Origin of the sequence: Chlorogloeopsis fritschii PCC 6912 (genome assembly GCF_000317285.1) — a bacterium.
Taxonomy (GTDB): Bacteria; Cyanobacteriota; Cyanobacteriia; order Cyanobacteriales; family Nostocaceae; genus Chlorogloeopsis; species Chlorogloeopsis fritschii.
Map to the genome: position 1 here is coordinate 104,687 of NZ_AJLN01000107.1, position 19,949 is coordinate 124,635.

A 19,949-nucleotide genomic window follows, 5' to 3' on the forward strand; every position below is an offset into this window, starting at 1 on the left:
AAGCCATTTATTTTTACCTTAACTTAATTAACATTCTGTCTTGAAAATAGGGGACAGGGGATAGGTGACAGGGTACAGGGAAAGAGATTTTCATCGCCTCGTTATGGGTTATTTGCCCGTGGGAGTCTGACTTGCCTACGTACTTCTGCCTTCTTTAACGGATAATATAAAAAGCGCTTCACAGTTCTTAAAGATTTATATTGTCTAACACAATGGCAAGAGATTTACGCGGATTTATTAAACTTCTGGAAGAAAAGGGGCAATTACGGCGAATTACAGCATCCGTCGATCCAAATTTAGAAATTGCCGAAATTTCTAACCGAATGCTGCAAAAAGGTGGCCCGGCCTTACTATTTGAAAATGTCAAAGGTTCATCTATACCTGTGGCAATTAACCTGATGGGAACGGTGGAGAGGATCTGCTGGGCGATGAATATGCAGCATCCCCAGGAGTTGGAGGAACTAGGGAAGAAGTTGGCGCTGCTCCAGCAACCAAAACCACCAAAGAAAATTTCCCAGGCGATTGATTTTGGTAAGGTGCTGTTTGACGTGCTGAAAGCGAAACCAGGGCGGGATTTTTTCCCTGCTTGTCAGCAAGTGGTGATTCAAGGTGAAGATTTAGATTTGAATAAGTTACCTTTGATACGACCATATTACGGTGACGCTGGCAAGATTATCACGCTAGGTTTAGTAATTACAAAGGATTGCGAGACAGGAACGCCAAATGTAGGTGTGTATCGTTTACAACTACAATCTCAAAATACAATGACTGTTCACTGGTTATCAGTGCGGGGTGGGGCAAGGCATTTACGCAAAGCAGCCGAACGTGGCAAAAAATTAGAAGTAGCGATCGCTCTCGGTGTAGATCCCTTAATTATCATGGCTGCGGCGACACCGATTCCGGTAGATTTATCAGAATGGCTATTTGCTGGGCTTTATGGCGGTTCCGGCGTGCAGCTGGCAAAGTGCAAAACCGTAGATTTGGAAGTTCCCGCAGATTCGGAAATTGTCCTCGAAGGAACAATTACTCCAACAGAAGTATTGCCAGACGGGCCATTTGGCGATCATATGGGATATTACGGCGGTGTAGAAGATTCGCCTTTGATTCGTTTCCACTGCATCACACACCGCAAAGATCCGATTTATTTAACCACATTTAGCGGACGCCCACCCAAAGAAGAAGCAATGATGGCGATCGCTCTCAATCGGATCTACACTCCTATTCTGCGACAACAAGTTTCAGAAATAGTCGATTTCTTCTTGCCAATGGAAGCTTTGAGTTACAAAGCGGCAATTATATCTATTGATAAAGCCTATCCAGGGCAAGCACGACGGGCGGCTTTGGCTTTTTGGAGTGCATTACCGCAGTTTACCTACACCAAGTTTGTGATTGTTGTAGATAAAAATATTAATATCAGAGATCCGCGTCAAGTAGTGTGGGCAATTAGTTCTAAAGTCGATCCCACACGAGACGTGTTTATTCTGCCAAACACCCCCTTTGATAGTTTAGATTTTGCCAGCGAGAAAATTGGTTTGGGCGGGCGGATGGGAATTGATGCCACTACCAAAATTCCGCCAGAAACCGAACATGAATGGGGTGCGCCCCTAGAGTCAGATCCGCAAGTGGCACAGATGGTTGAGAAAAGATGGGCAGAATATGGTTTGGCTGATTTGCAGTTGGGAGAAGTTGATCCGAATTTGTTTGGATACGATGTGAGGTAAAATCAGACACCAGCGCTATAGCTGGTGTCAAAAAGAATGGAGAAAATTTGTGGCAAATCGAGCATCCAATCTACTAGTGGGATTGACATTTTGTTGTATTAGCGTGCTTGTTAATACTGGAATTGGTAATGGCAGTGTTTTAGCTAAAACAATCAAACAACAAAAGTGCAATATTTACGCCTACATCATTCATCAAGATCCGCAAGGTTTAAAAGTGCGGAGTGGTGCAAATCCCGCTGACAAAATTTTGGGAAAAATACCCACCTATGAGACAGTACAAATCATCGCTGTTTTAGGAAAATGGGTGCAGATAACTAATGCGAGTGGCGGTTTTAAAGGAACGGGATGGGTTTATTTGCCGACGTTGGGCATATCAGTGCAGGGTTATGGTAGTGATGGTGTGAATCTTTACGCTAGTAGCGATCGCAAAAGCAAGAAATTGGCAAGAGTTCCTGTGAATGTGAATGTTAAATTGTTAGGCTGTCAGGGAGAATGGGCGAAAGTAGAGTATCAAGGTATTAAAGGTTGGTTGGCAAGGGAAGATCAATGTGGTGCTGCGCTGACTAGTTGTTCTTGAATTACACCTCCCACTGTTGTTCGACATGAGAGGGGGTAAGAGAGAGAAAATAACTATAGAGATGCAGAAGAACTAACAAGAGAGTGTTTCAGGGAGATACTTTTATGCCTTCTCCATTTCCAGGAATGAACCCTTATTTAGAACATCCTGAATTATTTCCAGGATTACATCACTGGCTAATTATTGAAATTGCAAGGTTTTTGTCTCCGCAATTGCGCCCTAAATATCGCGTTGCAGTAGAAGTGCGAATGTATGAAACAACCGATGAAAATTCTCTGCTTGTTGGTATTCCTGATGTGACAGTCAAAAGTCGGCAGACTACAACAGATGAGAAAACAACAAATGTGGCAATTGCTGCACCAACAAAACAACCCATGAGGGTTACAATTCCTATGCCTTTAACAATCAGAGAAGGTTATTTAGAGGTAAGAGAAGTAGGAACAGAAGCATTAATTACTACTATTGAAATTCTTTCTCCTAGTAATAAGCGTACTGGAAAAGGACGACAGATGTATGAGGAAAAGCGCGAACAGGTATTAGGAAGCCGCACTAATTTGGTTGAAATTGATTTGCTACGTAAAGGCGAACCAATGCCGTTTTTTGATAATGGAATTGTCAGTCATTATCGGATTTTAGTTTGTCGGGGTGATAGACGTCCTTATGCTGATTTATATGCTTTTAATTTACAAGACGCAATTCCGAACTTTCCTCTACCTTTACGTTCTGGAGATAATGAACCAGTTATAGATTTGCAGGCATTATTAAATGAAGTATATGACGTATCTGGTTATGATTTGGTGGTAGATTACAGTCAAGAAGCTGTGCCAGCGTTGTCAGAACAAGATGCGGTTTGGGCTGATGCACTGTTGCGAGAAAAGGGATTGAGGTAGTTTAACCGACAAATTAAATTTGGGATTTTTGCTTTTAATAGGCTCCTTTGAATACTTTTAGCGCGATCGCACTCCTCCCCAACTCCTCAAAACTCTGGCATAATCAGACTTTTACCACCCACTAATCTGATGTAAATCCGGAAGTGACTCAATATGAGGAGGAAAAGAAAATGCCGTATATTAGCAGCGTAGAAAGAAGAAGCATTCAAAAAGGCATGAGGGAAGGGTTACTGGAAGGCATTGCAATGGGATTGGAGCTAAAATTTGGCAGCGAAGGACTAACAATATTACCAGAAATTTCTCAGATACAGGACGTGGATATATTAAGGGTGATTCTCACCAGTATCAAAACCGTGAATACTCTAGAAGAACTCCGACAGATTTATCATTAAGAGGGAACAGGGTTGGGTGAATAGATAATTTGGCGTTGCTGAATAGAGGTATGAAATTTAAAAATCAGGCATTTAAAACTCTTACTCTCTGCGACTCTGCGGACGCCACTTGCTTTATGCCGGGAAACCCGTCCACCGCAGTGGCTCCTCTGCGTGAGACAAATTCACATTTTTAATCAGCAATGCCGATAATTTATTTAGGATAAACTCATAGCAGCAACGCAGATTAATCACCCAGCAGCCATGTCCCTTGCTAGAGATTTTGAGATCCCAGAAGATATCGGCGAAGATATTATCATTCCACCCACAGATTTATGGAGTGATGAACCGCCTTTGGAAAGTGATTTGCACCGACAGCAAATGCAGCTGTTGATAGACTCCCTGGAATGCTTTTGGCAAAACCGCAATGATTTCTACGCTAGCGGCAACTTAACAATTTATTATAATCAAGACCAACTTAAATCGCGGGACTTCCGAGGGCCAGATTTTTTTGTAGTGCTGGGAACTGAACGCAAACCGCGCAGAAGCTGGGTAGTTTGGGGAGAAGGAGGCAAAACTCCGAATGTGATTGTGGAAATTCTCTCTGAGAGTACTGCTGATGTAGATAAGGGATTAAAAAAGCAAATTTATCAAGATGTTCTTCGCACCCCAGATTATTTCTGGTTTGATCCAGAAACTTTAGAATTTAATGGGTTCCACATAGTTGATGGACAATACCAACAGTTGGAACCATTACCCCAAGGATGGTTGTGGAGTCAGCAGTTGCAGTTGTACTTGGGTATCTACGAACGTAAGCTGCGTTTGTTTACCGCAGAGGGACAAATCCTTCCTACACCTTTAGAAGTGGCAGAATTTGAACGCCAACAGAAAGAATTAGCCCAACAACAAGCCGAGTCTGAACGCCAGCAGAAAGAATTAGCTCAACAACGCGCTGATGCTTTGGCTGCACAACTGAGAGCTTTGGGAATAGAACCAGATGTTTAAATGCAACAAAATTATAAAGAATTGTGATTGTCTAAGAAGAATTGTGTTTCTGTGAGATTTGGACTTATTTATGTTAATACACTAGATACAACTAGAGACTATTTCCATCGTTCGTGCATCAAGCACGAGGAGGTTCCAAAATGGTTCACACTTACGAGGTGTTTGTTGATATCAAAGAATTTTCTGACCAGGTAAGCAATTCCTTTCAACGCGGAACGACACGTTACGAGATCGACGCAGAGACAAAAGAAAAAGCTGATGGTATGGCATTTATCCAGGCTAAAAGTGACCATCCAAGAGGCACTGAATATGATGTTAGGGTAACAAGATTACTAAGATAAAGCAAAGACTTAATAGTTAATAGAACGGTAAATATTCCGTCATTGTTTATCTTGGACTAGTTAGCAGTGTTAGAAAAGAGCGTTTTTTGTGCGGTACTACAAAAAAGATGCAAAGGCTATAGTCCAAGATTAGTTTTAAGTGTCAATAATTTATTCTTGAGGCTGTCATCAAAGCTATATCTGCGTGATAGCCAAAATTTTGTCTGTCGGCTTCGTAGTTTTCGATAACACTACGCGCTCATCGTTAGAATTTCACTCACAATTATCATAAGCGTTACACTATACTTCACCACACCGCGATCGCAGTGTGGTTTTATATTTGCAATCTGAAATTGAATTAATTTGATATATTGATAAAATCACCTGATCAAAAGATTCGCAGAAATAATAAATGGACTGGATCAACGTACTGCGATCGCTTCAATCTGACTTCATCAAAAGGTTAACATCAGGTTGTCTGCTGCATTGTGAAATCGAAGGTCAGTATAGTGAATTAACAATAATTTCTGGAGAAAGATTAAGAGTACTACGAGAATTTTGCTGGCAGATGGCTGAAAAATATAAACGCGTTTTGCCAGTTCGTGATGTTTTTCTCAACTATCTGAAAGGAAAATTAGGAGAAGAAGTTGTTAAAGAACGTTTAGCTGATTTTATTACGGAAGTAGATTATGAAAAACGATTTGGCGGAGATGGCAAAATAGATTTTACGCTGACTGCGGATTCATCAATTGGAGTTGAGGTTAAATCTCGTTGTGGTAATATTGATAGAGTCAGATGGTCAATTAGCTCAGAAGAAGTTGAAAAAAATGCAGTTGTAGTCTGCATTTTGATTCAAGAAGAAGTGAATGAAGCACAACCGGAATATCACCTTTTCTTGGCTGGTTTTCTCCCCACTCAAATGATTAAGCTCAAAACTGGTAGAATCTCTTTTGGGATCGAACAATTGCTCTACGGTGGTGGTTTACGGTGTTATCTCGAACAGTTACAATCTTCTATAAATTACAATCCCGCTCAAGAAAATAATCTCATTATTGATAAATATAAAATTAGATCAGAGTCAGTTTCTAAATCACCTATTAAACACTTCATAAAACCTTCCTCCTCTCCAATTGCAAATAAGCATTTACATTATCAGGGTGAAGATTTAAATGGAATTTACGTAAAATTGGGTGATGAATGCTGTGAAAAAGGACAGTATGAAGCAGCAATTACTCATTATAACGAAGCATTACAACTTAACCCTAACTGTGCTGAGACATATTACAAACGTGGATTGGCACGTTATCAGTTAGGAGATTACGAAGGAGCAATTCCTGATTATACTCAGGCGATCGTGATTAATCCTAATTATGTTAAAGCTTACAACCAAAGTGGATTGGCACGCTACCAACTAGGAGATTATGAAGGAGCGATCGCCGATTACACGCAAGCAATTAGAATTAATCCCAATAACGCTAAGGTGTACATAAACCGTGCTGATGTGCGTTATTTTATTGGAGATCGTCAAGGAGCTATTGAGGATTACACTCAAGCAAGAAGAATTTATCCTCATGATGATTCTACAAATTCCCAAAATCATAACTTTCCTGCTCCCATAGGAAATTATCAAGGAGCAGTTGAAGTTTTGTATCAAGAAACTGAGATTCTCTGTAATGATGGCGATGCTTATAAAAAGCGTGCTAATCTTCGCGCTGACTTAGGAGACTACGAAGGAGCGATCGCTGATTACACCCAAGCAATAAATATTAACTCCAACGATGCTGATGCTTATTTCAATCGTGGCAATACTCGCTATGAATTGGGAGATGATGAGGGAGCGATCGCCGATTACACCCAAGCAATAAATATTAACTCCAAAGATGCTGATGCTTATTTCAATCGCGGCAACGCTTTTTATAATTTAGGAAATAAGCAAGCAGCGATTGAGAATTTTCGGCAAGCAGCAGAAATTTATCGTCGAGAAGGGAATTTAGCAGGACAAAAAAAAGCACGTGAAATAATTTTAGAGTTAGAAATTGAAGAATCGTTAGATGTTTTAAAATTTTAAAGTCGAAGTCACAACTTGTAATAACTTGGGTGACAAAATGACACAGGATGATCGCTACACACTTGCCACTGGGGAATTAGGCGCGTATCGGCTGGAAATTCTGAACAGAATCCATATGCCCCATACAGAATTCCTACTTGGGAGAGTGGGATTAAGGCAAGGAATGCAGGTAGCTGATATTGGTTGCGGTACTGGAAATGTCTCCAACTGGCTTGCCCAGCAAGTTGGTTCTAGCGGTTTAGTACTCAGCGTAGATAGTAGCTCTGCACAGTTACAACAGGCACAACGCAATGCAGAAGCTCTCACTTTGAATAACATCAAATTTGTTGAAGCCAGCGCTTACAAAACTGGATTACCTTATAACTCTTTTGATTTAGTTTACTGCCGCTTTTTGCTAATGCATCTAACTCGCCCAGCTGATGCAGTGGATGAAATGCGATCGCTTCTCAAACCAAATGGAGTGCTTGTGTGCGAAGAAGCAGACTTCAGCTGTGTTTTCTGCGATCCGCCTTCTCCTGCTTACAATCGCCGTTTCGAGCTTTTTTTGGCTCTTAGCGATATTCGCAATCAGAACTTTCGTATGGGAATTCGGTTATACCGAATTTTTCAAGAAGTAGGGTTGACTGTATCAGAAGTTTCCATGTATCAACCCACTATTATACGTGGGGAAGAAAAACGTTTAGTTGATTTGACACTGTCAGAAGCAGCTGATGCTTTTATCGAAGCTGGGCTAACAACACGCGAGGAGATTGACAAGATGGTTGCCCAAATTAAGACTTTAGCTACTGGTGAAAACACAGTATTTGGTATCCCTCGTGTAACACAGATTTGGGCGCGGAAATAAGAGTTGTAGTTAACGTCTTTGTAATAATCGCATCCCAACTGCACCGATCGCTAACCCTACACCATGCGCCCAATAATTAATGCTATGCGGGTTAACGCCACCAGGAATATTTAAACTACCAACGCCATAAGATAACTGTTGTACGAACCACCAAAATATATAGTAAATTGCTGGTATTTGCATAGGTATAAATATAACGAGGAGTGGCAACACAGTGTCAATTTTCACCTTAGGAAACTTGAAGACATAAGCACCTAAAATTGATGCGATCGCGCCATTTGCTCCAATCAGTGGTACTGTCAAGCTAGGATTAACAAGAATTTGAACTAACTGTGTCAAGATGCCACCAATCAAGTAAAGTCCTAAAAATTTGACCTGTCCAAGGATATTATTTAAGTTTTTGCCAAAAACCCACAAAAATATCAAATTTGCCAAAATTTGACTAAAACTACCGTGGAGAAACATTGCTGATAATAGTGAAGTAGAACGTGAGATTACAAATAATCCAGCAGCAAAGTTACCAGATTTTACATATGCGATCGCCTCACTGATCTGTGCTGGAATTAAACCCCAACTATGAATGAAATTACCTAATTCACCACCAATTTCTAGCTTCAGTTCCCATAAAAAAAAAGCAATATTAATACCAATCAGACAGTAAACAGCAATCGGTTTTCTGCGCGTAAAAATAAAAATGTTATCGCTAATAGGAATCATTGAGATTTAGTCATTTGTCATTAGTCATTTGTTTAGTAGGGGAGGCAGCGCGCCCTTGCGGAGCCAGTGCGTTGCGGGGGTTTCCCCCGTTGTAGCACCTGGCGTCGGGTTAAGCGCGTCGAGTGCGACTGCCGTGCGGGTTTTGCTGATGATATGAACGGTTAAAACCGACAATTTATCTTCTAAACCCGCCCGTACAGTAGTTAGTAGTTATTCCCTCACTCTCCTCATCTCCCCTGCTCCTGGTGCTCCTGGTGCTCCTGTCATTGAACTGTGGCAAGATCGGAATCAGATTGTAATCTATTCAACTAGACAAGCCAGATGCTGGGAAACATACTTGTTGGACGATACCAAATTCTTAAGCACTTGGGAGGAGGGGGATTTGGTGAAACTTATGTTGCTTGTGACACTCAATTACCTGGCAATCCTCAATGTGTTGTTAAGAAGCTTAAACTCCAAACAACAGATCCAGTCACATTGCAAACAGCCAGACGTTTATTTGATACGGAAGCCCAAGTTCTGTATAAATTAGGGACACATGAACAAATTCCTCAACTTTTGGCGTACTTTGAGGAAAAAGAAGAATTTTATCTAGTTCAGGAATTCATTGAAGGTCACGATCTTAGCCAAGAGATAACACCAGGCAAAACTTTTAGTCAAGAGCAAGTAATATCTCTGCTGCAAGAAATTTTGCAAATCTTAGACTTTGTTCATCGACAAAAGGTGATCCACCGCGATATTAATCCCTATAATTTACTGAGACGCAAGCAAGATGGCAAGTTATTTTTAATTGATTTTGGGGCAGTGAAAGAAATCACGACTCAGGTGATTAGCCTCAATGGTAAAACCAAATTTACTGTTGCGATTGGTACTCCTGGGTATATTCCTGGCGAACAAGCTCAAGGCAACCCTAAGTACAGCAGCGATATCTATGCAGTCGGGATCATTGGCATTCAAGCTCTCACTGGTTTATCTCCCGATCAACTAGAAAAAGATACGGATACGAATGAAATTATTTGGCAAAATCAAGCCCAAGTCAGCCATGAACTTGCAAATTTTATAGATAAGCTGGTGCGCTATGACTTTCGCCAACGCTACCCTTCGGCAACGGAAGCTTTACAAGCTCTTAAAGATTTGCATAATCCCATTTCTCAAACAATTACATTACATACTCGCCTATTAAATCAAAATCCAATCCAAATTAATAAACGCAAACAAAATATAGTTATCAAAATTTTCAGTGCAGTATTTTTGGTGGGATTAGTGACAGCAGCATCTATCTACGCTGTTTATACTATCAATTCTGTTAACTCTACAGAATTATATAAGCAAGCTAATACTTTATATGATTTACAGCGCTATCAAGATGCTTTATCTAATTATGAAAAAGCAGTAAAAATTAGACCAGATTATGCTGAAGCTTGGAATGGGCAAGGCAAAGTGCTGTTTCAATTGAAAGAATATAAAGCGGCACTAACGGCTTATGACAAAGCTATTCAACTTCAGCCAGATTATTTAGAAGCTTGGATAGGTAGAGGTTTTGTATTAAAGAGTTTGCAGCGTAACCAAGAAGCAATTGCTTCCTTTGATAAAGCTTTGGAATTAGATAACAAATCTCCACAAGTTTGGAATGCGAAAGGAGAAGTTCTCAGTAATTTAAAGCAATACGATGAAGCAATTCAGGCTTATGGGCAAGCGATTAATTTGCATAAAGATAACGATGAAGCTTGGTATAATAAGGCTTTAGCGCTACGTAATTTAAAAAGGTACGAAGATGCGATCGCTGCATACGACAAAGTTTTAGAAATTAAACCCAGCTATGCAGAAGCATGGTATAACCGGGGCAACGCTTTAGTAAATTTGCGACGCTACCAAGATGCATTTATAGCTTATGACAAAGCGGTACAATCTCAGCCAAATTATACTCAAGCAGGGTTATCTAGGAGCAATATCCTAATAACTTTACAACGCTACCCTGAAGCTTTGGAATCATTTAATCAAGTAATTAAATATAGTCCTAACAATTTTGAAGCATGGTATGGTAGGGGCTGGTCATTACATCAAATGCAACGCTATGAGGAAGCTATTGAGTCTTATAATCAGGCGACTGAATTAAAACGCAATGACTATCTCGTATGGTACAACCGAGGAAACTCACTCTATAATTTACAAAAATATGAAGAAGCCATCGCCTCGTACAACCGGGCAGTGCGCTACAAGCCAAATCACCATGAAAGCTGGTTTTCTAAAGGCAATGCCCTAGTGAGTTTACAACGCTACCCTGAAGCGATCGCCTCTTACAATCAAGCAATCAAACTCAAGCCAGACTACCAGCAAGCAATCCAAGCCCGCGATCAAACTCAAAGTCTGTTGCCACCCGAAAAACAAAATACATTTATTCTGCCAAAACCTATACGTTAGCCATAGCAAAAGAAGGTGCTGCGACGCAACACCTTCTTTGATGTGAAACCTACCCCTTCTGCCCTTTTAATAAGCATCCTCAACCTCTAGTTGAGCCACTGTCACAGCATTAAAAGCAAAAGCTGCAACTAATGGAATCGGACATTTCAGCCAATATGTGACAACAGCCGCTATCATTGTTGCTATTACAGCTGTAAATGACCAATAACGCTCCTCTAAAGTTAATCCCTTTTCTGCTTTAATAACCCTGAGAACTTGCGTCGGAATCGGCTCTGGCATCACTGCTCCTGGTGGAAAAGCCCAGTAACTATTACAGCGCTCAATAAATAAATCTGTCCAGCCATTTTCTTGGCACCATTCTTCAATCCATGCATCACAGTAATGTTTCATATTCATGTTGCCAATTCGATTCAGAAGGTTTCGCATATTTTTTGAGAACTAATTAATATAAATCTGCTCGTTAATTCCGATAAGTCATCAATCTCTTGAAAACTAGCAATTTAGAGCTAATTGTTAACATTTGTTAAGTTGAAAATATACTTGTAATAACTCTTGAATAGCTTTTTTCTTAATTAACAGACTAACAGCATTTTGATTATTCTCGCAGTGAATGAAAATAAACTTTACTTAGGAGATTTTAGATAAAGGTTTTGCAACAAATCAGAGAGCTAATACTCTCAATCAATCTCAGGCAAAGATTAAATATACAAACGCAACAATTTTCCGTAGACGGGTAAAGGTTCGGATTTCCGTAAGCTGGAATTACGAACTAAGGATTAATAAGCTAAAAAAAGAGAAAAATAAATAATTCTTTACTTGTTTACAAGCAATAACATTTTCAATAAATGTGAAATGCATCTAATTTAATGCTGCTAATCTGCTGTGCATTTTTAGTGTATTTTGTTAAGTAAAAGTTAAAAGCTTATTCTTTATAGTTTTTGGGAATAAGCATTTGATGTTTAATTATGTCTATCTACCTATCTTTAGGCATAATTACTCCGTCTCACTCTACTTTTACTTGTTTGTTCAATCAATATACATATACACTCAAGCAAGTTTAACCATGCTATAGAAGGATATTTTAGAGAAACAGGACTTAGGCACTAGTTATAGATAATAAACAGCAGAGGAAACGGAGGAAAGAGTATTTGGGAGATATTTTGCATCAAGCCTAAATAAACTGGCAAAAACAGATGTATTAGTATGGAAAAACCTGCGAGTTTCCAGTAGAAGCCCACAGGTTCAGCCTAAAGTGAGGGTGTTGCTAGATCAATACCACATCAAAAGACTTTAGTATAGTTTTTGACAAAATTTTTATAGTAGTGATCGGACTGATCTCAAATCAGCAATGGTGTTTTGTTTGTTCTGTTATTTCTGGTACTGGATCGTAACCACCAGGATGAAATGGATGACAGCGTAAGATACGTCTTATTGCTAACCACGAGCCACGCCACACCCCAAATCTTTCGATTGCTTCAAGGGCATACGCAGAACAAGTAGGTTGAAAGCGACACGTCGGCAGAAACATGGGCGAGATAAAAATTCGGTAAAATCGAATTAACCAAATCAATAATATTTTCATCAAGTCACGTTTTTCTAATAAATTGAGATTAAAGGTCAAAATTTTCTAGCTGTATCTTTAACTGTTGCTAATTTTGTTTTCCTCTAATTTAGAGTCAATTCCTGCGTGGCTGCAACTTGCCAGTGTTGCCGCTTGGCTCTCCCTGGTTATTTTGAGTGCCTGGGGAGTTCATCGCTTTGTCAAAACAGATCCAGAGATTGTGCGGAAGATAGTGCATATTGGCACTGGGAATGTGATTTTGCTAGCCTGGTGGCTGCATATTCCGGCAATTGTGGGTATTACAGCTTCAATTGTAGCGAGTGCCGTGACTTTATTGTCTTACCGCTTTCCCATCCTCCCCGGTATTAACAGTGTCGGTCGCCGCAGCTTTGGGACTTTCTTTTATGCTGTAAGTGTGGGTATTTTAATTGCTTGGTTTTGGCACATACAACAACCTTACTATGCCGTAATAGGCATTTTGGTAATGACATGGGGAGACGGATTGGCTGCACTGATTGGACAACGATTTGGCAAACACAAGTATAAAGTCTTGGGAGGACAAAAAAGCTGGGAAGGCTCCTTGACAATGGCTTTAGTGAGTTATCTGATTATTAGTTTGATTTTACTTAGCACTCAAGGTAACCTCTGGCAAACTTGGATTATCTCTTTAGTCGTAGCTTTGGTTGCTACTGGCTTAGAAACTTTTTCTTTTTTGGGTATTGACAATCTCACAGTTCCATTGGGTAGCGCAGCCCTGGCTTTTGTATTAACCCAGTTAATGGCTGGTTAAGACGCGATCGCTAACTATCTGTGGTAGTAGTAGTGTCTGCGATAGTTGCCATTGTAATAGTAGGGGTAACCAACTCCGTGGCGATAAACTCTCCGGTAACGTGCGCGTCGATAATAGTGGTTATTCGGGCAATTACGATAATAAACACCTCGATAATATGGTCTATGGTAGTGCCGCCTGTAGTAATGCCGTCTGTAGTAATGCCTTCTATAGTGGCGTGGTCTGTAGTGGTATCGTCTGTAATAGCGTCGTCTGTAGTGTCGCCGATGGTGACTAATTTGGTAATTGTTTTCGTCTGTTGTCTTCAGTTCTCCCGGATTGGCTTGTTGCTCTGAAAGGATGGGATTAACTGAACCTTGATGTGCCTGTAGCTGAATAGAGGATTGAGTAAGAGCTTCATCTTTTACAGATCCGGTTACAGATGCAGCCGCTACCTCTAATCCCAGACTCAGTGGCAATACTAAAGCACTAACCACGAACTTCCAAAACATGAATTGGCGCTCCTAATTTCTCGGTTTTTGGCTTTAATAAGGCATTAATTTCAAACTTGCTTCTTTTTTCTGCAAGATTTGATATTTTGCCTTGTTATTTTTGGAGCTTACGCAGTTCATAGCCAATACCAGAAAATGGCTAGTTTTAGATTCCACCTGTACTGTAAGAAAACAATTACCATGAAGCGCATCTGCAAGAGAGTTCTTAGCGATCGCTAATTTGCTTTCTGAGAAACTTTAATTATTTGTTAAGATTTTACATAAGTTTACACTGACTGAGTAAAAACTATTAAATAGTTAAAGTTAAATATTGCTGGATGACTTTTCTACCCTTATCTCAACCACTGCTACGCGAAAAACAACAAGAGTTAGATTTTCAAGATTTACAAGGCCTTTTGCATATCAATTGGAAAATCGGTAACTTTAGATTATGGTCTGGTTTTTACACCCGTATAGATCAGGTATTTATCCTGTGGGGTATTGCCAGCGCTGGAATTTTTATTACAGCTCAATTTTTACCAATTAGCTGGTACACTCAAGCCATTTTCTGGTCAATTCTTACCCTTGCCAGTACCATAATTATGATTTTTTTTACATGGTTTTGGGTAAGTGTAGAAAAGCTGCGTTGGCTGTTGTATTGCTGGGTGATTTTAATGCTAGGAGGTGTTGCCCTCACTGATATGGGCATTTTTTTTGGCTGGGTTGAAGTATTAATGCACTTGTGTCCTTTGTGGTTGGGATTAAGTGCTATTGGCTACTTGTTTACAGCTTTGGCAGTGCGATCGCACACATTTTTAGTGATGGCTGTAATTCATTTGACTGGTATTGCTGTTTTACCCTACTGTGGCGGTTGGCAGTTTCTTACTACTGGTGTTGTCATGGCAAGTAGCTTACTAATGTTGGCTGAATGGCAGTGGGATATGCGCCCGCCAACTGATTACGATGTCTTAACACCAGAGCAAAAGCAATTTAATCAACAACAGTATCAATATCGCAATTTATAGAGATATTTCTTATAAGGGAATAGGGGACAGGGAACAGGAAACAGTAAAGAGAATTTGTCATTAAATTTGTATAGGTACTTAATAATTCTTAGAACTGCACACAGTTCGTAGTAAGCGCGCTTTGTGCTCACTACAATCATTCTTTTTAAGCGAATGTAAAAAAAATAACATAATTATGCCGCAAGATTTAGTATAAATTAACTAAAACCAATGCTAAAGGCAGAGTAGCAATACGACGTTGCTGACTTATAGATAAAAGATAAATACGACATTTTTCAAGCTTAAAAGCTTAAATTTTCTTAAAATCAGCAACGATCAAATGAACTTCTTTAATAATTCTGTACCGCCACTACGTCGCAAACAAGCAGTTCTAGACATTCACGAGCTAGAAGGATCTTGGCAAGTTGACTGGCGAATTGGCAAAGTGAAAATTTATTCAACTTACTATACCCGTCTAGATCGAGCTTTTATACTTTGGGCTTTATTACTTGTACCCATGTTTGCAACAGCCCAATTTCTACCTGTGAGTTGGGATTTACAAGCTACTGTATGGTCAATTCTCAGTATTATTGGGACTGCAATCATGGTGATTTTGACTCAATACTGGGTTCAGCGCAGACAGGTTAACTGGGTATTGTATTGCTGGGTGGCGTTAATGCTGCTTGGAGTGATATTAACTGATTTGGGTGTTTTCTTCGGTTGGACAGAAGTGCTAATAAACCTATGTCCATTATGGTTAGGTTTAAGCGCTCTAGGATATTTGTGTACTGGTTTGGGCGTGCGATCGCGTACCCTAATAGTCACAGGCATAATTCACCTTTTGGGAATTTTTTTCTTACCTTTTTTCACTGAATGGCAATTTATTTATACAGGTGCTGTTATGGTGCTTTGCTTGCTGATGTTGGCAGAATTTGAATGGGATCATCAGTAATTTAGAATTAATTTTTTACTCGTCACTTTTGCGTCACTTTTAATAGCAATAATTAAAGAAAAAAATTACAGAATTTTTATTACCAACAGCGATAGGTATCATAGCAATTCTTTGGAGAAACAATTGCTAGAGATGATATTTGCCTAATTTGCATGAAAATCGAGGTGCTTTATGCTCTATTTACGGCGTCATTCCCCAGTAAAAAAATTATTGGGTGCAGGACATTCCGGACAAGTTTTTCTGATTCAAACTCCAGAAAATAATATTGCTAGAAAAATATTTTTTGAAGATAAATTAGCTAATTTAGTTCATTATTTTTTCTTTGGTGTTCCTAATCCTTATGTGTGGAATGAAGATATATTAAACTGTGCTTACTATCGTCGCCACATTATTACTAAATTAGTGCCATTTTGGTTTGATTCTCAACTAAAAGTTGCAAATGCAATTTCCAGGGGATGGAATGAAGAATACAAAGCATATCAACTAGATACAGAATTTATTCAGGGAAGACACGTTGCCCTGCGCCAACCTTATCAACATCAAAGCTACGAGTTGCAAGAATTAGTTCACTCAATTATGATTCCTTTGCAACAATACTTGATTCAAGCAGGTTTAGATGGTTTGGTATGGCAAGCTGGCAAAGGTAGCCCCTCAGCTTTAAATAATTTTTTATTACAAGAAGATACTTCCGGAGAATATTTTTTTGTTTGGATAGATTTGGAATCTGGGGTTCCTGCTTTATTTCCTTTGAATATTCTAACGTTGTTCTCCTTTTATTTACCTCAATCTTTCAAAAATCGTGGCCCTTTATTTGATGATGTCGATATTAATCAATTAAAACAATATATAGATAAGCATAAATTAGCTTTAGAAAAAAAACTTGGACATCAAGCGTATCTAGAACTTTTAGAATATATCAATTATTTAGAACATCATCAAAAAAAATGGAAATCTCTAAAAAGATTTGATCGAAGTCTTCAGTATCACCTCAAAAAAGGTCATATCACTCAACAACAAGCTTATTGGTATTCTCGTTATAGATTGTGCTGGTACGGACGAGAATTAATGAGAATATTTTTACAGTTTAACAAAACACTTTTTATTGCTCTGCCAAAAACAATATTTAATAAATTCAAGCAAGTTAGATTTAAAAGTTTTTTTCAACAATTTTGGAAATTTCTTTTTTCTCACCACTATAGATTAAAGATGGCAAGAATTTATGTAGAAAAAAGAATAAAAAAATGGCAAAAAAGAAAACAGTTAACTTCTGAAGCAGCTACTGATTTATCAGCTAATTTGTATAGTGAAAATGCTAGTAATTATTTAAACGATTTTGGCGTTCATGTTGGTATTAAAGGCTTTATTACATTCTTTGACTATGTCTTAATACCAATACTATATTCTGTCGGAATCATCGATGAAATAGTATCTCTAACCTGGTTAGTTATCGACGGGCCTATATATAGAACTATCTATACTTCTTTTAGAATTATACAATCAGCAAGCAAGCGTCAAGAAATACCCTGGATTGCATTTTTAGTCGGATTACTTCCTAGCGTTGGTACCCTGGCTTATCCCTGTCAAATGATTTATTCAGCAGCAATAAATCAAGATAAAGTAGCTCAATTTATTGTATATGACTTTTTTACCACAATTGGAGCCAGAATTCCCGTTTGGGGTGGAAAAGACACCCTCACTGAACATTTTTTTAATGGTTGGGCTGAAAAAATTATTCGCTGGCTAGGTGGGCGAAAAAGAAATCTTAATATCCCAGTAGAAAAATAATAATTAATCATTAATTAGTAGTTCAGTAAAAAAAATCGGTGGATTTAGTATTTTTTCCCACCGAATTTTGATTTTAATTGACTTAATTTTATATCTCATCTACCAATTGGCTGTTCTTTCTTTATAAGGATCGCCACTAAAGGGTTGTACTCCAGTATTAGGATACGCATCATCACTGGGGCCAAAAATCCGAATTGCTGCTTCAGTAATATACTGGGTAAGCCTAGCTAGAAGTTTAGAGATAGCCCTCATAATTTAGACTCCCATTTTTTAGTTGTTTCAAGGGGAATGTCTATACTTTAATTCTAACGCTTTTAACTTTCTCAAAGTCTCAATATATTTACACTCTCCGCAATATTTTTTGATAGAGTTTTGCAAAGCTTCAATTTGTCAAAAACGCCAAGCTTCTCCCTTTGATTCTAATTGTAACAGAGCTAAGTATCTCGTTATTAGTCATTAGTCATTGGTGATTAGATTGCAATTTTGGTAGGGTGGGCACTGTCTACAACGTCAAAATAAGGGTTTTAGGAAGGTTAGGCAGTGCCCACCTTACTGTTATTGAGAATAGTGCAAAATTTCAGTTAAAACGAACTCAAAGACTACTGTAGTCACATTTATCTGACTTAAGCTATCAGCGAAGAAATTTATTTATTAACAGGATGAAAAGCTGGTGCAAAATATAAAGTCACAAAGGACAAATTAAACGAAAGCCTCGTTTTGAGTTCTTCCTTTATCAAAGAAACGTAACTATTGCTAATTCTAACTATTAAAAAAAATTAAATATTGGGTAAAAATTGTATTAATATATCTGTAAAAAGACTTTAATTCAGCTTATTTCTACAATTGTTGCCTATGAGTTGACATTATTTATGGTAAAAACTACCATAAATAAAAGAAGCATTCTGGAAAAGGCGCGATCGCATGACACGTTTCCCAGGCACGGAGAACCAGGAATTGACACTCTCTGCGGATGATTACAGCCTATTGACCGATTTGTACCAGCTGACAATGGCAGCTTGTTACACGGGTGAAGGTTTAGAGCAAAGACGGGCAAGTTTTGAATTGTTTGTCAGAAAATTGCCGGAGGGTTTTGGTTATTTAATCGCGATGGGGTTGACACAAGCGCTGTCATATTTGGAAAAATTCCGCTTTACCCCATCTCAAATTGGGGCTTTGCAGGCAACGGGAATTTTTGCTCATGTGAGCGATCGCTTTTGGTCTATTTTGGAATCTGGACGTTTTAGTGGGGATGTTTGGGCTGTACCAGAGGGAACAGCAGTTTTTGCGAATCAGCCTTTATTGCGAGTGGAAGCACCTTTGTGGCAAGCGCAGTTAGTGGAAACTTATTTACTAAATACCCTGAACTACCAAACTCTTATTGCCACGCGAGCAGCCAGGATGCGTGATGTAGCAGGTGAACAAGCACAGCTACTAGAATTTGGCACCAGACGGGCATTTAGTCCTCAAGCCTCACTGTGGGCAGCGCGAGCAGCCTTAGCAGCTGGTTTTGATTCGACATCAAACGTGTTAGCAGCGCTACAACTGGGCGAAAAACCAAGTGGTACGATGGCACACGCTTTGGTAATGGCACTGGCAGCAATAGAAGGTAGTGAAGACGAAGCATTTGAGGCATTTCATCGGTATTACCCTGGTGCGCCATTGTTAATAGATACATACGATACCATCGCTGCTGCCGAACGATTAGCTGTAAAGGTAGGCTCAGGAAAAATGACATTAGCAGGAGTTAGGTTGGATTCTGGGGATTTAGTAACTTTGTCAAAACAAGTGCGATCGCTTCTGCCTGGTGTTTCCATTGTTGCCAGTGGTGATTTAGACGAGCAAGAAATTCAAAGACTAAAAGCCGCTAGTGCCGAAATTGATGCCTATGGAGTGGGAACGCGATTAGTAACAGGAAAACCCGTAAACGGAGTTTACAAACTGGTAGAAATTGATGGCATTTCCGTCATGAAAGAGTCGAGTGGAAAGATGACTTATCCAGGGCGCAAGCAGATATTTCGTTCGTTTGTGGGAGAAAAGGTGAAAGCAGATTGTTTGGGATTGGCAGACGAAAGTTCTTTAGAAGAACAACCTTTATTGCAATTGTTCATGCAAGCAGGTAAAAGAATGCAAGCACCTGAAACTTTGACGGCTATTCGACAACGTACTGCCGCCTCAGTAAAAAGTTTACCCGAAGAAACTCGACTTTTAGATAACCCTGTTCCGGTACCGATGGTAATTTCCGATCGCTTGCGAGAATTGACTGAGAAAACACACAAAAAACCAGTATTGGTGAATGGTTAATAGCTAATGGCTAATAGCAATCAACTACTAATTGTACAGACGCGATTAATCGCGTCTCTACTAATTACTGTACGGGCGGGTTTAAAAGATAAATTATCAGTTTGAACGGCAAGATTATCAGCAAAACCCGCACGGCAGTCGCACTCGACGCG

Annotated in this window: 19 protein-coding genes; 14 read left to right on the top strand and 5 right to left on the bottom strand. The window is 39.3% G+C overall.

The features are described from left to right. Window positions 1–212: 212 nt before the first annotated feature. From UYC_RS0122655 to UYC_RS0122690, 8 genes are all read left to right on the top strand, one after another. On the top strand, window positions 213–1,721 hold the full coding sequence (locus tag UYC_RS0122655) for a UbiD family decarboxylase (protein WP_016879671.1): 1,509 nt from the start codon (window positions 213–215) through the stop codon (window positions 1,719–1,721). 49 nt (window positions 1,722–1,770) lie between these two features. Beyond that, window positions 1,771–2,298, top strand: coding sequence for an SH3 domain-containing protein (locus tag UYC_RS0122660; RefSeq protein WP_016875015.1), 528 nt, complete (start codon window positions 1,771–1,773; stop codon window positions 2,296–2,298). A 104-nt stretch (window positions 2,299–2,402) separates the two neighbouring features. Beyond that, window positions 2,403–3,188, top strand: coding sequence for a DUF4058 family protein (locus tag UYC_RS0122665; protein WP_016875014.1), 786 nt, complete (start codon window positions 2,403–2,405; stop codon window positions 3,186–3,188). A gap of 170 nt (window positions 3,189–3,358) precedes the next feature. Then, window positions 3,359–3,580 (top strand): hypothetical protein, encoded by a 222-nt coding sequence (locus tag UYC_RS0122670; RefSeq protein ID WP_016875013.1) that lies wholly within the window; start codon window positions 3,359–3,361, stop codon window positions 3,578–3,580. A 243-nt stretch (window positions 3,581–3,823) separates the two neighbouring features. Then, window positions 3,824–4,564: a Uma2 family endonuclease gene (locus UYC_RS0122675; protein ID WP_016875012.1), complete on the top strand. Its 741-nt coding sequence runs from the start codon at window positions 3,824–3,826 to the stop codon at window positions 4,562–4,564. 140 nt (window positions 4,565–4,704) lie between these two features. Further along, a complete protein-coding gene (locus UYC_RS0122680) occupies window positions 4,705–4,905 on the top strand; it encodes a hypothetical protein (protein WP_016875011.1) in 201 nt (66 codons plus the stop codon). Between the two features lie 391 nt (window positions 4,906–5,296). Further along, entirely contained in the window at window positions 5,297–6,952 is a 1,656-nt protein-coding gene (locus UYC_RS0122685) for a tetratricopeptide repeat protein (protein ID WP_016875010.1), read from the top strand. Window positions 6,953–6,989: 37 nt separating this feature from the next. Further along, on the top strand, window positions 6,990–7,796 hold the full coding sequence (locus UYC_RS0122690; protein WP_016875009.1) for a methyltransferase domain-containing protein: 807 nt from the start codon (window positions 6,990–6,992) through the stop codon (window positions 7,794–7,796). A 9-nt stretch (window positions 7,797–7,805) separates the two neighbouring features. Here the strand turns inward: UYC_RS0122690 and UYC_RS0122695 are convergent, their stop codons facing one another. Next, window positions 7,806–8,513 (bottom strand): rhomboid family intramembrane serine protease, encoded by a 708-nt coding sequence (locus UYC_RS0122695; protein WP_016875008.1) that lies wholly within the window; start codon window positions 8,511–8,513, stop codon window positions 7,806–7,808. Between the two features lie 321 nt (window positions 8,514–8,834). On the opposite strand from UYC_RS0122695, the gene UYC_RS0122700 reads away from it, so the two are divergent. Beyond that, complete coding sequence (locus tag UYC_RS0122700; protein ID WP_016875007.1) at window positions 8,835–10,934, top strand: serine/threonine-protein kinase; 2,100 nt, start codon at window positions 8,835–8,837, stop codon at window positions 10,932–10,934. Between the two features lie 66 nt (window positions 10,935–11,000). Here UYC_RS0122700 and UYC_RS0122705 read toward each other — a convergent pair whose 3' ends face one another. Further along, a complete protein-coding gene (locus UYC_RS0122705) occupies window positions 11,001–11,324 on the bottom strand; it encodes a slr1957 family protein (protein WP_016875006.1) in 324 nt (107 codons plus the stop codon). 952 nt (window positions 11,325–12,276) lie between these two features. Further along, on the bottom strand, window positions 12,277–12,516 hold the full coding sequence (yidD, locus tag UYC_RS36770) for a membrane protein insertion efficiency factor YidD (protein WP_071588442.1): 240 nt from the start codon (window positions 12,514–12,516) through the stop codon (window positions 12,277–12,279). 64 nt (window positions 12,517–12,580) lie between these two features. On the opposite strand from yidD, the gene UYC_RS0122710 reads away from it, so the two are divergent. Beyond that, entirely contained in the window at window positions 12,581–13,285 is a 705-nt protein-coding gene (locus UYC_RS0122710; protein WP_016875005.1) for a diacylglycerol/polyprenol kinase family protein, read from the top strand. Between the two features lie 14 nt (window positions 13,286–13,299). On the opposite strand, the gene UYC_RS37270 is transcribed toward UYC_RS0122710, so the two are convergent. Then, the gene (locus UYC_RS37270; protein ID WP_085951650.1) at window positions 13,300–13,776 is read right to left on the bottom strand and encodes a hypothetical protein; all 477 of its coding nucleotides are present in this window, start codon (window positions 13,774–13,776) and stop codon (window positions 13,300–13,302) included. Between the two features lie 317 nt (window positions 13,777–14,093). Between UYC_RS37270 and UYC_RS0122715 the strand changes: the two genes are divergently transcribed. The 3 genes from UYC_RS0122715 (at window position 14,094) to UYC_RS0122725 (ending at window position 17,496) form a co-directional block, all read left to right on the top strand. Then, window positions 14,094–14,780 carry a hypothetical protein gene (locus tag UYC_RS0122715; protein WP_016875004.1) on the top strand — a complete coding sequence of 229 codons (687 nt, stop codon included), beginning with the start codon at window positions 14,094–14,096 and terminating at the stop codon, window positions 14,778–14,780. A 319-nt stretch (window positions 14,781–15,099) separates the two neighbouring features. Beyond that, complete coding sequence (locus UYC_RS0122720; RefSeq protein ID WP_016875003.1) at window positions 15,100–15,711, top strand: hypothetical protein; 612 nt, start codon at window positions 15,100–15,102, stop codon at window positions 15,709–15,711. A gap of 171 nt (window positions 15,712–15,882) precedes the next feature. After that, on the top strand, window positions 15,883–17,496 hold the full coding sequence (locus UYC_RS0122725; protein ID WP_016875002.1) for a hypothetical protein: 1,614 nt from the start codon (window positions 15,883–15,885) through the stop codon (window positions 17,494–17,496). A 99-nt stretch (window positions 17,497–17,595) separates the two neighbouring features. Here the strand turns inward: UYC_RS0122725 and UYC_RS39065 are convergent, their stop codons facing one another. Further along, window positions 17,596–17,748, bottom strand: a complete 153-nt coding sequence (locus UYC_RS39065; protein ID WP_016875001.1) for a hypothetical protein — start codon at window positions 17,746–17,748, stop codon at window positions 17,596–17,598. Window positions 17,749–18,417: 669 nt separating this feature from the next. Here UYC_RS39065 and UYC_RS0122735 point away from each other — a divergent pair. After that, the gene (locus UYC_RS0122735; RefSeq protein WP_016875000.1) at window positions 18,418–19,797 is read left to right on the top strand and encodes a nicotinate phosphoribosyltransferase; all 1,380 of its coding nucleotides are present in this window, start codon (window positions 18,418–18,420) and stop codon (window positions 19,795–19,797) included. Window positions 19,798–19,949: the final 152 nt, after the last annotated feature.

Bases quoted from the DNA above. Each gene is read 5' to 3' on its own strand.
- UYC_RS0122655 (WP_016879671.1), top strand. From the start codon at position 213: ATGGCAAGAGATTTACGCGGATTTATTAAACTTCTGGAAGAAAAGGGG.
- UYC_RS0122665 (WP_016875014.1), top strand. From the start codon at position 2,403: ATGCCTTCTCCATTTCCAGGAATGAACCCTTATTTAGAACATCCTGAA.
- UYC_RS0122670 (WP_016875013.1), top strand. From the start codon at position 3,359: ATGCCGTATATTAGCAGCGTAGAAAGAAGAAGCATTCAAAAAGGCATG.
- UYC_RS0122675 (WP_016875012.1), top strand. From the start codon at position 3,824: ATGTCCCTTGCTAGAGATTTTGAGATCCCAGAAGATATCGGCGAAGAT.
- UYC_RS0122680 (WP_016875011.1), top strand. From the start codon at position 4,705: ATGGTTCACACTTACGAGGTGTTTGTTGATATCAAAGAATTTTCTGAC.
- UYC_RS0122685 (WP_016875010.1), top strand. From the start codon at position 5,297: ATGGACTGGATCAACGTACTGCGATCGCTTCAATCTGACTTCATCAAA.
- UYC_RS0122690 (WP_016875009.1), top strand. From the start codon at position 6,990: ATGACACAGGATGATCGCTACACACTTGCCACTGGGGAATTAGGCGCG.
- UYC_RS0122695 (WP_016875008.1), bottom strand. From the start codon at position 8,513: ATGATTCCTATTAGCGATAACATTTTTATTTTTACGCGCAGAAAACCG.
- UYC_RS0122700 (WP_016875007.1), top strand. From the start codon at position 8,835: ATGCTGGGAAACATACTTGTTGGACGATACCAAATTCTTAAGCACTTG.
- UYC_RS0122705 (WP_016875006.1), bottom strand. From the start codon at position 11,324: ATGAAACATTACTGTGATGCATGGATTGAAGAATGGTGCCAAGAAAAT.
- yidD (WP_071588442.1), bottom strand. From the start codon at position 12,516: ATGAAAATATTATTGATTTGGTTAATTCGATTTTACCGAATTTTTATC.
- UYC_RS37270 (WP_085951650.1), bottom strand. From the start codon at position 13,776: ATGTTTTGGAAGTTCGTGGTTAGTGCTTTAGTATTGCCACTGAGTCTG.
- UYC_RS0122715 (WP_016875004.1), top strand. From the start codon at position 14,094: ATGACTTTTCTACCCTTATCTCAACCACTGCTACGCGAAAAACAACAA.
- UYC_RS0122720 (WP_016875003.1), top strand. From the start codon at position 15,100: ATGAACTTCTTTAATAATTCTGTACCGCCACTACGTCGCAAACAAGCA.
- UYC_RS0122725 (WP_016875002.1), top strand. From the start codon at position 15,883: ATGCTCTATTTACGGCGTCATTCCCCAGTAAAAAAATTATTGGGTGCA.
- UYC_RS39065 (WP_016875001.1), bottom strand. From the start codon at position 17,748: ATGAGGGCTATCTCTAAACTTCTAGCTAGGCTTACCCAGTATATTACT.
- UYC_RS0122735 (WP_016875000.1), top strand. From the start codon at position 18,418: ATGACACGTTTCCCAGGCACGGAGAACCAGGAATTGACACTCTCTGCG.